This is a genomic window from Acinetobacter sp. LMB-5 (assembly GCF_001541635.1).
Lineage (GTDB): Bacteria > Pseudomonadota > Gammaproteobacteria > Pseudomonadales > Moraxellaceae > Acinetobacter > Acinetobacter pittii.
On record NZ_LRDR01000008.1, the window covers coordinates 125,298 to 139,847 of the forward strand.

Consider the following 14,550-nt stretch of genomic DNA (forward strand, 5'->3'; position numbering starts at 1 on the left):
CTACCTTATTTATTTTTGTCGGTTGTAACCGTCACTTTTTTATTAATGTCGGAATCTTCAAATTGAATACGGCTGACCAGATCTGTGCTTTGTAAACCTTCGACTAAAGCAATATTATCGTTATAACGCTGTTCAACCACCCGAATTTTAACTTTTTGAATGGTGTGATTGCGTATTACCCATACAAACGGGTCATGTTGTATATTTTGAATGCTGTCTAAAGGAATAGTTTGGCCTTGATGAGTGTCATTGCGCAAAATGTTTCCATTAATGAAAGCTCCAATACTTAACGAGTCAATTTTTTCTTTAGGAGCAGCAAAGAACTCAATTTGTCGACTATCTTGATCTGCAACAGGTGAAATACGAGTTAGCGTTGCATTTAATTGTTTTGAATTGCCCTGAATTTGATATTGAATGTTACTACCGACCTTAAGTGCAGCTTGCTGTTCAATTGGCAACTTGGCCTGTATTTCAAGTTGATCTGGATTTACGATTTCAAATAGTGTTTGTCCAACTGAAACAGTTTGACCGGGTTCAACTTGGCGTTTAGTAATCACACCTGAAATTGGACTAGTAATAATTCCGTCTTGATCCGCTTTTTTAGCAATATCAACATTGGCCTGTTGTGCTTTTACACTTTCAAGCTGGCCTTTATAGTCAACCTGACTTTGTTCAAACTCGACACGAGCAATAAAACCTTGATTAAATAATCTTTGTTTTCTGTTCATCAAATTACGAGCAAGTTCAGCTTGTGACTGAGCTGATGCAAGGTTAGCTCGTGCTTGTGCTAATCGTGCAACATTGTCCTGATTATTCAATCTCACCAGAACTTGGCCTTTTTGTACCTGTTGACCCACATTTGCAGTGACATTCGTCGCTGTTGCACTCACTTGTGCCTGAATGGAACTTTGCTGAACCGCTCGAATAGTTCCTGTAAATGCAGTTTGAGAGTCAAGAGCTCCTTCTTTAACAGCAATAAGGTCTTGAGGAATAAGCTCAATTTTTATAGGAGCTGAGGCTGAGGTTTGAGTTGTTTCTTGCTGATTACATGCAGCTAAAATTAAACATAAACTAATAATACTCAGTTTAAAAAAAGTAGAAGGGGTGAGATGCATTGTGTGCATACAGCATCATCCTATAATTCAAATTTTATTTTGCCCCTATTCTTGATAAACCTTTGCAGTTATTCAAGCTTTTTTAAACGATCGATAATATTTTCATACTCATTGTTGGTTCGGTTATAGGTCTTGGAAAGCGTTTCAAGTGTTTGTTTAACCCGATTAATATTATTTAGATTGTTTTCAATCAACGCCTTATGACGCTCAGGAATCGGTTCTCCTTTTCTGAAATACTCCATTTCCTGACGCTTAAATAAAATTTTGTCTTGTTGTAATTGATTAAGTTGTTCCTGTTGATAATTAATTTGCTTTTTTATAGACACTAATGCCTGATCTCTTTTAATCGAAGCTGTCTTACTATTGCTATAAGCTTTTTTTAATTTGATATCTTGTTCTTTATGTCGCGCCAATAATGCCCGTTGACTTGATTGATTTAAATCAGCTTCAGCATTATAAGAGTGGTTTCTTTTTATCACTTGCATATTACGATCTAGAGCTTCATAACCATAACGAATATGAGCGGGTGTGACCGATGTACTAATATTGGCAATACCATGTTGATCATAATAACGATACCAAACCGCTTTAGGTGTATCGGCAATAGCAACACTAAAGGGTAAGAAAAAGAGTGATCCGAAGGAAATAATGCCTATAGATACAGACAAACAGTTCCTGTAAAAGGCATATTTCATCCTGTCATTCATTGAAAATCCCCAAAAAAGATAGCTAAGTCGCTTATTTTTAAATATTTAATCTTCATTATATTAATTATTATTTAGCTGAATAAAAATATAGTCATTATAAAAAAAATGATAATTTTAATTAAAGTGTGATGAGGTTAAAAGTTATTGTTTATAAATGAGAAAGTAGACAAAAATGCCTCATTGAAAATAGAAGGTGAGATATGTTAAAAATGCGTATAAATGTGTAAAAACAAATTTAAGTTAAATTGCATTTATATTTTATTTTTATGGGGATGGAAGATTAAATGGAAGATGCATTCCAAAATCTGAAAGTAATGGTGATTGATGACTCAAAAACCATTCGCCGTACAGCAGAAACCTTATTACAGCGTGAAGGCTGTGAAGTCATTACTGCTGTGGATGGATTTGAAGCTTTGTCCAAAATTGCAGAAGCAAATCCAGATATTGTTTTTGTCGATATCATGATGCCTCGTTTAGACGGTTATCAAACCTGTGCGCTGATTAAGAACTCTCAAAATTATCAGAACATTCCCGTTATTATGCTCTCTAGTAAAGATGGTCTGTTTGATCAGGCAAAAGGGCGTGTGGTAGGTTCAGATGAATACTTGACGAAACCTTTTAGCAAAGATGAATTGCTAAATGCGATTCGTAATCATGTAAGTTCATAATTAAGTAATTTAAGGGCAAAGAAATGGCACGTATTCTTATTGTAGATGATTCACCAACAGAAACTTTTCGTTTTAAAGAAATTTTAACCAAGCATGGTTATGACGTACTTGAAGCATCTAATGGTGCAGATGGTGTAACTTTGGCAAAAGCAGAGCAACCAGATCTTGTATTGATGGATGTAGTCATGCCAGGTGTAAATGGTTTTCAGGCAACACGCCAGATTACTCGTGATGAAGACACTAAACATATTCCGGTTGTTATTGTGAGTACTAAAGATCAAGCAACTGACAGAGTATGGGGCAAGCGTCAAGGTGCACTTGACTACTTGATTAAGCCAATCGAAGAAAAGCAATTGATCGATGTAATTAAACAATATCTAAATTAACTCATCCAACCATAAAAGCATAAATGGCGGGGTACGCCCGTCTTATAGGATCGAGTATGGCCGCGAACGGATTTATCGAGTTACTTCGTTTGTCTAAACGAGGTAACAAGAATTACGCTTCAGTCCAAAATGAAGCAGAACGGTGGTCAGGAATTGCTTTTGAAATGAGAGGGCAATACTTCGTCGCACCACTTGGGGAAATCTCAGAAGTTATCTATCCACCAAAATATACATCTGTTCCAAATACCCAAAGTTGGGTAAAGGGATTGGCAAATATCAGGGGAAGATTACTTTCAGTTTCTGATTTGGCGCATTTTATTTCAGGGCAACGAAGTTCATTTTCATCTGCCCAAAAAGTATTATGTATTAGCTATCACGACCAGTATATGGGGTTGGTTGTTGATCAAGTCTTGGGGATTCAACACTTTAATAAAAAAAGCTTTTTTTCTCAAAGTTTAAACTTGGAGGGAAATCTAAAAGAATATTGCCAAGGGTATTTTCACCAGCACAATCAGCACTGGCATGTCTTTTTATTTAGTCGATTATTGCAAAACCCACATTATATGAATGCATCGACAAAATTTATAAACTAATTTTTATGCTGTTAATAAACAGTATATTTTTCTGGGGAGAAGCTGTATGGGCTTTAAACTTAAAAAGAAAAGTGGCAATCGTAGTGTAAACGAAAAATCGAATGTCAACTTTATTGCGAAAATCCAGTCAGAAATTGAGCAATATGCCAGTTTATTTGGGGAAAGTAAAAAGTCCAAGCCTATCCTTTATGTAGCTTCTGTATGTTTAGTATTAGCTTCAACTTCGCTCACTTATTTATTTTATAGTGTACCTCGTCATAACCAATTAACACGTAGTATGGGTGAGTTGCGCTTACTATCACAAACAATTTCTAGACAGGCTACGGAAGCAACGGCTTCTGGATCGCCTGAAGCGATGAAAGAGTTAATTGAATCACGCCAACTTTTTGCCAAAAATATTAAAAATGTCGAAAACATTTATGGCACATCTTCAAAAGAATACAAAAAAGTAGCCAGTCTGTGGAAATCTTTGTCTTATGACGTTGACTTGATCTCATCACAACAGAACGTAATTAACCAGTTATATAATATGAATATCTCTATTAGTGATTCTATTCCTGAGATTCAAGCTGAATATAACTTGATGGTTGATAAGATGGTTCGCGAAAAAGTATCAAGTAATCAGGTTGTGATTGCTAAAAACCAGGTATTTATTGCGGAACGTATTTTACGATCTATTAACTCCGTTTTCGTTAGTACAGAGAACTCTGAGAACTCAGCACATGACTTTAGTATCGATATCGAGACTTTCGGCGTGTACTTAGAAGCGCAGCTAAACGGAAATGCTGAATTAGGCGTAGCTAAAGTTGATTCTCCTGAAATTCGTGAATCCTTGGAAGGTATTAAAAGTGAGTATGATAAAGTTTTAAAATCTGCGGCGACGTCAGTTCTTAAAAATACAAACCAGATTGTAAACGTACGTCAATCATCTAGTGAGATCTTCTCACAGTCTGATACAATGTTAACTGCATTAGGTGATCTTTCAGAGCAAACACAATATGGTTGGAAGGCTTTTGCATTAGTTGCATTACTCACATTATCACTTCTTGGTTTGATTGGTTCTGTCTTAAAGCTTTTATCCCTTCGTAGTAAAGCAGATAAACAACGTGTAGCTACATTACAAGAAGAGTATGATCGTAACCAGAATGCTATTTTACGTTTACTAGATGAAATCGCCGACTTGGCAGACGGTGACTTGCGTTCATATGCAACAGTATCTGAGGACTTTACTGGAGCAATTGCCGACTCGATTAACTTTGCGATTGACCAATTACGAGACCTCGTATCTCGAATTCATGAAACTTCGCAAGAAGTTGCTCGTTATACACATAATACACAGAATATTACTAACCAGTTAGCAGAAGCATCTGAGCACCAGGCACAAGAAATTGCTGGCGCATCAACAGCAATGAACGAAATGGCATTGTCTATTGACCAAGTATCGTCTAATGCATCCGAATCAGCTAGCGTAGCACAACGTTCGGTATATATTGCCTCTAATGGTGCACAAGTCGTAAACCGTTCTATTGAGGGTATGGATACGATTCGTGAACAGATTCAGGAAACCTCAAAACGTATTAAACGTTTGGGTGAGTCTTCACAAGAAATTGGTAACATCGTATCGCTCATTAACGATATTGCAGACCAAACAAACATCCTTGCATTAAATGCAGCAATTCAAGCATCTATGGCCGGTGAAGCAGGCCGTGGTTTCGCCGTGGTTGCCGACGAAGTCCAGCGTCTTGCGGAACGTTCTGCTTCGGCGACTAAACAGATTGAAACGCTTGTTAAAACGATTCAAACGGATACTAACGAAGCTGTTATCTCGATGGAACAAACGACAACTGAGGTTGTACGTGGCGCTAACTTGGCGAAAGATGCGGGTATTGCACTTGATGAAATTCAAAAAGTATCGGGTGACTTGGCAAACTTAATTGCGAGCATTTCTGATGCTGCAAAACTTCAATCAGCATCTGCAAGTCATATTGCTGCAACCATGACAGTCGTACAAGAAATTACTTCACAAACAACAACGGCAACTTTCGATACTGCTCGTTCTGTATCTGAATTAGCGAATATGTCGGAGTCATTACGTGAGTCAGTAACGGACTTTAAATTACCTGACTAAATTGGGGGATGAGAATAGCTATTCTCATAATAGCTATTCTTTTAAAAGTATGAGCAGCGCCAAACAAATATTGGGGAAATAGTTATTTTTTTGGTGCTGACTCTGTAGTTTTCCCCACTCAGGGGGTAAGCAAAAGAAGCCTTTGCTATGAAAGAAATATTAAAAACTTTAACTGAAGCAATGATGCTACCTAAAGATAGCTATTCTGAACAAGATGCTGAGTTTATTGAGATTTTCGTCGAAGAAATTGAAGAAATTTTTGTTGATTTGCAACCATTGCTAAATGAATGGATGTGGTCTAAGAATACTGCTACGCTCACTGAAATTCGCCGCCATTTCCATACCTTAAAAGGTTCGGGAAGAATGATTGGCGCTAAATCTTCAGCTGAGCTTGCTTGGACAGTTGAAGACACGCTCAATCGAGTAATCAATCAAAGCCTTAAGTTGACTCCAGCTATCCAGAGTTATGTTCAGTTAGTGTTTAAGTTCTATTTCCTTAAATTAGTAGATAACTTTAAGCAAAAAAGAGCACATGCAGTAGATTTTAGACCGCTTATTTTATTGGGACAACAATTACAACAACAGCAAAGTTTAGAACCTGCTTTAGAAGAGCTTTTACAACTTTCAAATACGCTTACTGCCGAAACAATAACTGGACTTGAGCTAGACTATCTTGAGCAAGATTCATTGGCTGAGTCAATTGTTGAAGATGTACATACTGAAATTGAAATAAATCTAAATGAAACCTTAGCCTTATTTATGGAAGAAGCGGAGGAGCATTTATCGACAATTAATCAGTTCTTAAATCAAGAGCTACATCAGTATGATAGTTACAATGCTTTAATACGCGCTCTACATACTTTGCGTGGCAGTTCTGCAATGGCGCAGGTCGAAACAATTTTTGAAGCCAGTACCAAAGTTGAGCAGTTATTTAAAATCTTATTACAAGAAGAACTTTCTTCTAATTCAGATGAGATTTTATTATTACAAGAATATCGCGATTTTATTGGAGAGAGCTTAGAACTGCTATCTAGCAATAGTTCAAGTGAACAGCTTGAAGTGAGATTAGAGCAGTTTAATCAATCATGGGATGTCTACGTTGAGCAGCATAGTGATCGAACAGATCCATTAATGCCTTCACATGGTTTGGTATCGCAATTATTACTGTTAGATGTTTCTGAGCTACTCGATGCAGAATTGGATTTTGAGAAAGGAATTCGTAACGAGTTTCCTGGTTATCTTGAACGTCTAAGTGAACAGGCTGATTTGTTGCTACAGCATACCCACTCTCAAGCAATGCTAGGTTTACATGAATATACGAGCCAATTGAAAGACAGCTATAATGTATTGCTTGATAAACCTGTGTTATTGCAATCGGACTATATTTTTGAAATTTATCAAAAAGCGCATCAACAACTTATTCAATTGTTCGATGCTTTAGCTGCTGGTCAGCGAGTCGGTATTGTTAAGCAACATCAAAGTATTCTAGAAGAATTAAAACTTTATACGCTACATACACCTAGTATTCAAAATGATTTATCTCAGCAGAATTTTACTTTTGATGAGTCACTATTCAATATTGAACTAGAGTCTGAAGTTCCAGAAGTTATTAGAGTAGAGAATTCATCAGACTCTGCTGACTGGACCCTATTAAGCCAAAGTGTACAGCAAGATCGTCAATATATTTCCTCTACACAGGTAAATCAAAACTTTGATCCAGATCTATTAGACATTTTCCTCGAAGAAGCTGATGAGTTGCTTGAAGGAATGGATACAGATCTTAATATTTGGATTAATGATCAAGAGAACTTTGCGGCTCTCAATAATTTGATGCGTTATCTGCACACCTTAAAAGGTGGAGCAAATATGATCCAAGCAACTTATATTGGCTTAATTGCACATGAATTGGAAAGTATTTATGAGCGCTTAATTCAAAGACAGCTAATTGCTTCATCTGCTCTCATTGATTTTATACGTCTGGTTCAAGATGACTTGGCTGACCGTCTACAAATCATGCGTGAAAAACAGCTAGATTATGAAGCTTATTACACAATTAACGCATTGAAAAGAGCAGGTCAAAACTCTAACTTCCAATCTGCACCTGAGATTGAAGCATCTGATATTGAACGTGAGATATTCTCTGAACAAGAGGTGATATCTGAAGTATTAATAGATGAAGTACCGTCAGAAATTGAAGCTGTTATTGAAGAATTAGAAGCTCATCACGATCAAGTATTTGATACAGTTGTTACTGAATTGACTGCGCCAGTTGAAGCAATAACATCAGTTGTATCGTCGCAAGAGAATGACGCTCTGGTTGATGAAGAGGACATTACTGCTGTTGTTGAGCAGACATTCCTCGAAGAAGCTGCTGAATTGTTAGAAATGGCTGATATGCTATTGAAACAATGGTTTGATCAGCGTACGAATCGTAGTATCTTGCTTCAATTACAAAGGGCCGTGCACAGCTTGAAGGGTGGTGCACGAATGGTTGGTTTAGAAGCCGTGTATGCGATTGCCTATCAACTTGAGAATGCTTTTGAACAATTTGCACTACATCACTTCAACTCGAATATTTATGACCATTTGCTCGAAAGTGCAATTGCATGGCTAAAAGACGCAATTTTCAAGTACAACTACCAGCATTTTGATGGACTACAACAAAGTTTAGAAAATATTCAATTCTTTGAAACGAATATCCAAATTCCAGCTAAGTTAAGTAAAGCTGATTTGTTTAGCTCAGAACCCGTGATGACCTTTATACAAGGTGATGGTACAGAACCACCGCCAATGATGGGAGCATGGGAACAAACTCAACGGCTTGATCAAAATAATGAGATGATCCGAGTTTCGGCAGATTTAATTGAAAAAATGATTGATCTGTCGGGTGAAAATTCGATTAACCGTTCGCGAATTGAAATGGATTTAAGCCAATTTGGACATACGCTAGCGGAAATGGAATTGGCCATTCAGCGACTTGCAGATCAGTTGCGTCGAATGGAAGGTGAATTGGAAACCCAAATTATTGCAAAACACGGTATTGAGCACTCTCGATATACGGAGTTTGATCCGTTAGAGATGGATCAATATTCGTCTTTAAATCAATTATCAAAATCTCTTGCTGAATCTGCATCGGATTTGGTCGACTTTAAAAATACATTATCTGACAAAATCAGAGATACAGAAAGCTTACTTTTACAACAGTCACGGATTCAAGCAGAAATTCAAGAAGGTTTGATGCGAACGCGATTAGTACCTTTCTCTCGATTACTGCCGCGTTTACAGCGAATTGTCCGTCAGACGTCTACAGCTTTGAACAGACCTGCAGAGCTTTTTGTAAATAATACCGAAGGTGAGTTAGATCGCAATATTTTAGAACGGTTAGTGACCCCGCTTGAGCATATGCTCAGAAATGCAATTGACCATGGTCTAGAAGATCGCGTGCAACGTCAACAAGCACAAAAACCAGAAACTGGACGTATTGAACTTAATATCCATCGTCAAGGTACAGATGTTGTTGTGACATTTAAGGATGATGGAAGAGGTATTGATATCGAAAAGGTTCGTCAAAAGGCATTGATGTTTGGTTTAATTAATCCTGAACAAGTATTGGAACATCAAGATATTTTACAGTTGATTTTCCATCCGGGTTTAAGTACAGCTGATCAAGTTACTCAAATTTCAGGTCGTGGTGTAGGACTGGATGTAGTACAAAGTGATATTAAGGCTCTAGGTGGCCATGTGAGCGTAGAGTCTGTGTATGGCCAGGGAACGGTCTTTACAATACGTGTTCCAACTACAGTAGCGGTTAGTGATGCCTTAATGGTTAAAGTTGCTGATCAGCAATTTGCAATCCCTCTGGCCCAAATTGATCGAATTGTACGAGTTTCACCTGCATCATTAGAACAATATTTTGGAAGCGTACAAGAATTCTTTGAATTTGAAAATAAACGCTATCCATTGCGCTATTTATCTGAATTTGTTGGTAGTCAACCAATTCCGCGTTTAAGTGGAATGATGTATTCATTACCAGTATTAATGATTAAGGCAAATAATGGCCAAACTGTCGCATTATTAGTTGACCAACTGATTGGATCACGTGCACAGATTGTAGTCAAACCAATTGGGCAGCAGTTCTCTAGTATCGGTGCGATTGCAGGAGCAACTATTTTAGGTGATGGTCAAGTTTGCTTAATTTTAGATGGTCAAAATATTGCTCGCCAAATTCAGTCTACTCGTCGACTTAAGCTGGTTAATGAAGCGGTTTATAGACAACGAGAGTCTGATGAGCGACGTCTCATCATGATTGTGGATGACTCAGTAACTGTACGTAAAGTAACCTCTCGTTTGCTCGAGCGCCAAGGCTATGATGTTGTGACCGCTAAAGATGGTGTGGATGCTATAGAGCAGCTAGAAAACATTAAGCCAGATCTGATGCTGCTTGATATTGAAATGCCACGCATGGATGGTTTTGAAGTTCTTAATCTTGTACGACATCATGATATGCATCAATACATGCCAATTATTATGATTACATCCCGAACAGGTGAAAAACATCGTGAACGAGCATTCTCATTAGGTGTAAGTCAATATATGGGTAAACCTTTCCAAGAGGAAGAGTTATTAGAGAATATCGATACTTTACTTGTGGCGTTTGAAAGTGAGGTCAAATCATGAAAGGTAGTGTAAATACATCTTTGATCGGTAATATGGACCAGCAAGAGCTTCAGCATTTAATTACTGTCTCAACTGGTTTTATTGATGCATATATTATCGAGTGTCATCAGCAAGTGCCGATGCTATTGCCGCAAAATATAGTGTTATCTGCCATGGATGTTAAAAATGGTATCAAGCATATTGAATGGCATGATGTAAAACTCCCTGTTTATTCGGTTCACAACGAAATAGATTCTCGAGCAGTAGCTTTAGTCATTGAAAGCGAAGACATTAGTCAACGTTTTGCACTTGTGTGTAAATCGATGCCAGTTTCAGTTCGTCTGCGTATTTCTGAAGTTGTAGATGAAAATGAATATATACAAGAGTCTTTACAGCACTCAACTGTATTTAAATATGTTCGTATGGACAATCAACGCTACCATGTTCCTAATTTGCAATATATTCAAAATTCACTCCATCTATAAAATATCTAAAAAAGGAACTCATTTTGAGTTCCTTTTTTTATCAAAAATAGATGAAATTCTTTTATAGAATATAAATTTAGTTGTTTAAAAAATCCTTGAAGTGCTTGCTTTATTTATATCGCAAATTTATATTTTATATGTATTTCAAATGCTAAAATATAAGAAATTACCAATATTTACTTTTAATAAAGTCTCATACTAAATTTTAAAAGGAGATAAATTGAAGTTATAGTTAAAGGATGAACCTAATTTTATTATATTAATCATAGCGAAATAACCTAGAATAAAATCTTTTATAGCAGAAAATAAATGTCAATTCATAAAGAGCTACATATTTTAAAAACAGATGATCATGGTGAATTTGCTTTATGGGAAATTTCTAAAAGAAATAATTCTCTAATAAAAAAAGAAGCAATTTTCTTATCTCATGGTGCATTTTCGGATAAAACTGTTTGTATAGGCATTGCAGATTATTTGGCAAATCATGGTTATATTTGTTTTATTTTAGAGTGGCGAGGGCATGGTACTAGCCCAAAAACAGATATACCATTTAATTTTGAAACTGTTGCATTATATGAATATAAAACTGCATTTCATTACATTCACCATCATTTTAATATAACCTCCTTGCACTGTGTAACACACAGTGGTGGAGGGCTATGCTTAACCATGTTCTTAATTAATTATCCTGAATATTTAAAAAATATTCAAAGTATTACTTTTGTTGCTTGCCAAGCATTTGGAGCAGTAAATAATTCCTTTGATTTTATTAAATTGTTTTCTGCAAAATTAGTTGTAAAAGGTCTAGGTCAGATTCCTGCTAATAAATTTAAGTTGGGGCGAATAAATGAAACCTATTACACGATGCGTCCATGGTTTAATTGGAACTTAAAGGAAAATTTTATAAGTGAATTTAAAGATATAGATTATAAAAAATTTATGAGCTCTATTAGAGTTCCAATATATTCTATTTGCGGGACTGGCGATAAATTTATTGCCCCTGCTAAAGGATGCTATAAATATTTGCAAGCTTTTGAAAATGAAAATAATGTATTTCGAGAATTTGGCTATTCCAATAGTAACTTAGAAAATTATTCTCATAGTCGAATTGTACTTAGCCAAAATGCTGCTAAAGAAGTCTGGCCAACTATATTGCAATGGATAGATAAGAATTCAAAAACAGCTTTTTAAGCCATTTATATTAAAACTAATTTTCTAGTTTATTGAATATAAATAATCTTTAAAATTTTAAAAGAATGTATTGATACTTTAAATATAAAAAACGCCCCCAAAAGGGCGCTTTTTCAATTCATGGGATCTTAACTTTTACTTAGCTAATAAATTTTCCAAAATTTGCTCATAAATATCAGTTAGTGGATCAAGGTCTTGTACATCAACATGTTCGTTAATTTGATGAATTGTTGCGTTAAGAACACCTAATTCCAATACCTGTGCGCCTGTTGGAGCAATAAAACGGCCATCAGAAGTACCGCCACTCGTTGAAAGCTCAGTTTCAGTACCCGTTACGTTCAAAATAGCAGTTTGCGCTGCATTAACGAGTTCACCCACAGGTGTTAGGAATGGTAAACCAGAAAGATTCCAAACGATTTCGTACTGTAAACCGTGTTTATCTAAAATCTCATGCACACGTTGTTTAAGTTGTTCTGCTGTTACTTCTGTTGAATAACGGAAGTTAAAAGTAACTTCTAGTGCGCCAGGAATGACATTTGTTGCGCCAGTGCCAGCATGAATATTTGAAATCTGAAATGATGTTGCTGGGAAATATTCATTTCCATTATCCCAAACAGTTTGGCACAGTTCTGCTAAAGCTGGTGATGCTTCATGAATCGGATTACGCGCCAAATGTGGGTAAGCCACATGACCTTGCTTACCTTGAACTTTTAATACGGCATTAAGTGAACCACGACGACCATTTTTAACAATATCACCCAATTTATGAGTACTAGAAGGTTCGCCTACCAAACACCATGTCATCTTTTCGTTACGTTTTTCAAGAGTCTCAATCACTTTAACCGTACCGTTAATAGCAGGTCCTTCTTCATCAGAAGTAATTAGAAAAGCAATCGAACCCTTGTGATCAGGATGTTTTGCGACAAAACGTTCAGATGCAACGACCATAGCTGCAAGTGCTGTTTTCATATCGGCCGAACCACGACCATATAATTTTCCATCGCGAATTTCAGGTGCAAACGGATCTGAATTCCATGCTTCTAACTTGCCTGTCGGAACTACGTCAGTATGACCGGCAAAACAAAATACAGGTTCTTCAGTTCCGCGACGCGCCCAAAGATTGTCAACTTCACCAAAACGCATCGGTTCAATATGAAAACCAATTTTGGCTAAACGGTCTGCCATGATGGTTTGGCATGTATGATCAATAGGAGTAACAGAAGGTTGTTGTAACAGTTCTAAGCTAAGCGAGAGAGTGTCTGAATGGTTCATACCGAAAATTGCGTGCTGATCAGGTGAAATATAGTCCGATATAATAGGCGAATCTCTAGGGGATGGGTACGTAAAAATAAAAAAACCTTATCGGAATGATAAGGTTTTTGAAGTAACAACTCTAACTTACATTTTATCTTGTGTTTTTTCAGCAGTATTCGTTACAGCATCACCTGCTTTAGAAACATCTTGCCCAAAACCTTTAAACGTATTACACCCTGTTAAAATAACAGCAACCATTACAGACGCAGCTAAAACTTTTTTCATCATTTTCTCCGTTTAAATTTAATAATGAAGTAAATTTAGATTAAAAAACAAACGGAAAAAGAAACATGACTGTTTAATAGTAAAAACGTTATAAAATGTTTCTAGAAGCTTAAAACTTATTGTTAATTAGCTTAATTTTTGCAGGTGAGGCTTAATGTTTAAGTACCAAGGATGTCTAAACATATAAAACAAAACCTCTTCACTATTTTTACAATATAGACCGTCTGTCCACCAATGTGCTGGATTTGAAGTCTGCTCTTTATTTGGACACAACCATTCGTGTCTTTCTAATCGATAAAAAGAAGAATGGGGAATGGTAGTCCCCCAATATCCCAAACGACGCTTTAAATTTATCCAGTCTGGTAGCGACTTTTGAGAATTTAACTGAAATGGCAGGTAGAGTTGTCCTTTTAAAACCGCAAAACGTTGTTGAATCTTAAAATTTAATGCTTCAGAAAATTGAAATTGCTTATTCGTAAAATGATAAAGTTTCTTGCTCAAAGTATCCTGACGGTTTAATCCAATCCATTGTTCTAAATGTAAGTCTGCCTCGCCCAAATAGTATTTTAACGCGACTTCCCAATGTTCAATTTGTTGAGTTTCTTTATTTAAAATTAAAAAATCTAGCTCACCTAAAGTTTTTGCTCCATCAATTTTTTGAATACTATGGCCTAATAGTTGGTAAGGATGATAATTATTCTCTTGTAGCCAGAACCAAAGTAAATTCTCAAAGCGTAAACCTAAGCGTGTACTTTTAAGTTGAGATAAAAACAGGATTAAAGGCTCTGGTGACTGATCGAGCTCTTTTAACCGTGGTAAATAATTTTGGAAATGCTCTTCCCATACTTCGGTTGGGTGTAGCTTAAAGTCGTGTTGTATAGAAAAACTTTTTGGTAATTGGCAAAGTAAATTTGGACTAGCAATACAAAAAGCCAGCTGTCGCACTATAGGATGTTGAAATTGAAGCCATGGTTCGAAATAGGAAGTTTTCACTGAGGCAATATTCATATATTTAATACTCGAAGTAATTCATCCTAATTTCATAAGGTATCAACAAACAATATTAGAAAAACACTTTATAC

Annotated in this window: 12 protein-coding genes; 7 read left to right on the forward strand and 5 right to left on the reverse strand. The window is 36.3% G+C overall.

The window, feature by feature from the left end; translation table 11 throughout:
• Positions 1 to 5: 5 nt before the first annotated feature.
• Positions 6 to 1,115 (reverse strand): efflux RND transporter periplasmic adaptor subunit, encoded by a 1,110-nt coding sequence (locus AW165_RS12705; RefSeq protein WP_081410658.1) that lies wholly within the window; start codon positions 1,113 to 1,115, stop codon positions 6 to 8.
• 68 nt (positions 1,116 to 1,183) lie between these two features.
• A complete protein-coding gene (locus AW165_RS12710; protein ID WP_044100316.1) occupies positions 1,184 to 1,822 on the reverse strand; it encodes a hypothetical protein in 639 nt (212 codons plus the stop codon).
• A 284-nt stretch (positions 1,823 to 2,106) separates the two neighbouring features.
• Here AW165_RS12710 and pilG point away from each other — a divergent pair, with 284 nt between their 5' ends.
• The 7 genes from pilG (at position 2,107) to AW165_RS12745 (ending at position 11,929) form a co-directional block, all read left to right on the forward strand.
• On the forward strand, positions 2,107 to 2,490 hold the full coding sequence (pilG, locus tag AW165_RS12715) for a twitching motility response regulator PilG (protein WP_000389061.1): 384 nt from the start codon (positions 2,107 to 2,109) through the stop codon (positions 2,488 to 2,490).
• Positions 2,491 to 2,513: 23 nt separating this feature from the next.
• A complete protein-coding gene (locus AW165_RS12720) occupies positions 2,514 to 2,876 on the forward strand; it encodes a response regulator (protein ID WP_046811934.1) in 363 nt (120 codons plus the stop codon).
• Positions 2,877 to 2,932: 56 nt separating this feature from the next.
• Positions 2,933 to 3,469, forward strand: coding sequence for a chemotaxis protein CheW (locus AW165_RS12725; protein WP_060466042.1), 537 nt, complete (start codon positions 2,933 to 2,935; stop codon positions 3,467 to 3,469).
• A 46-nt stretch (positions 3,470 to 3,515) separates the two neighbouring features.
• Positions 3,516 to 5,597 carry a methyl-accepting chemotaxis protein gene (locus AW165_RS12730; RefSeq protein ID WP_060466043.1) on the forward strand — a complete coding sequence of 694 codons (2,082 nt, stop codon included), beginning with the start codon at positions 3,516 to 3,518 and terminating at the stop codon, positions 5,595 to 5,597.
• Positions 5,598 to 5,744: 147 nt separating this feature from the next.
• On the forward strand, positions 5,745 to 10,274 hold the full coding sequence (locus tag AW165_RS12735) for an Hpt domain-containing protein (RefSeq protein WP_060466044.1): 4,530 nt from the start codon (positions 5,745 to 5,747) through the stop codon (positions 10,272 to 10,274).
• A complete protein-coding gene (locus AW165_RS12740) occupies positions 10,271 to 10,738 on the forward strand; it encodes a hypothetical protein (RefSeq protein WP_060466045.1) in 468 nt (155 codons plus the stop codon). Before AW165_RS12735 ends, AW165_RS12740 begins: the two co-directional genes overlap by 4 nt.
• Positions 10,739 to 11,047: 309 nt before the next feature.
• Positions 11,048 to 11,929: an alpha/beta fold hydrolase gene (locus AW165_RS12745; protein WP_060466046.1), complete on the forward strand. Its 882-nt coding sequence runs from the start codon at positions 11,048 to 11,050 to the stop codon at positions 11,927 to 11,929.
• 135 nt (positions 11,930 to 12,064) lie between these two features.
• Here the strand turns inward: AW165_RS12745 and dapE are convergent, their stop codons facing one another.
• The 3 genes from dapE to AW165_RS12760 form a co-directional block, all read right to left on the reverse strand.
• Entirely contained in the window at positions 12,065 to 13,201 is a 1,137-nt protein-coding gene (gene dapE / locus AW165_RS12750) for a succinyl-diaminopimelate desuccinylase (RefSeq protein WP_005064372.1), read from the reverse strand.
• A gap of 126 nt (positions 13,202 to 13,327) precedes the next feature.
• Positions 13,328 to 13,471 carry an entericidin A/B family lipoprotein gene (locus tag AW165_RS12755; protein ID WP_014207555.1) on the reverse strand — a complete coding sequence of 48 codons (144 nt, stop codon included), beginning with the start codon at positions 13,469 to 13,471 and terminating at the stop codon, positions 13,328 to 13,330.
• 123 nt (positions 13,472 to 13,594) lie between these two features.
• Complete coding sequence (locus tag AW165_RS12760) at positions 13,595 to 14,476, reverse strand: DUF1853 family protein (RefSeq protein WP_060466047.1); 882 nt, start codon at positions 14,474 to 14,476, stop codon at positions 13,595 to 13,597.
• Positions 14,477 to 14,550: the final 74 nt, after the last annotated feature.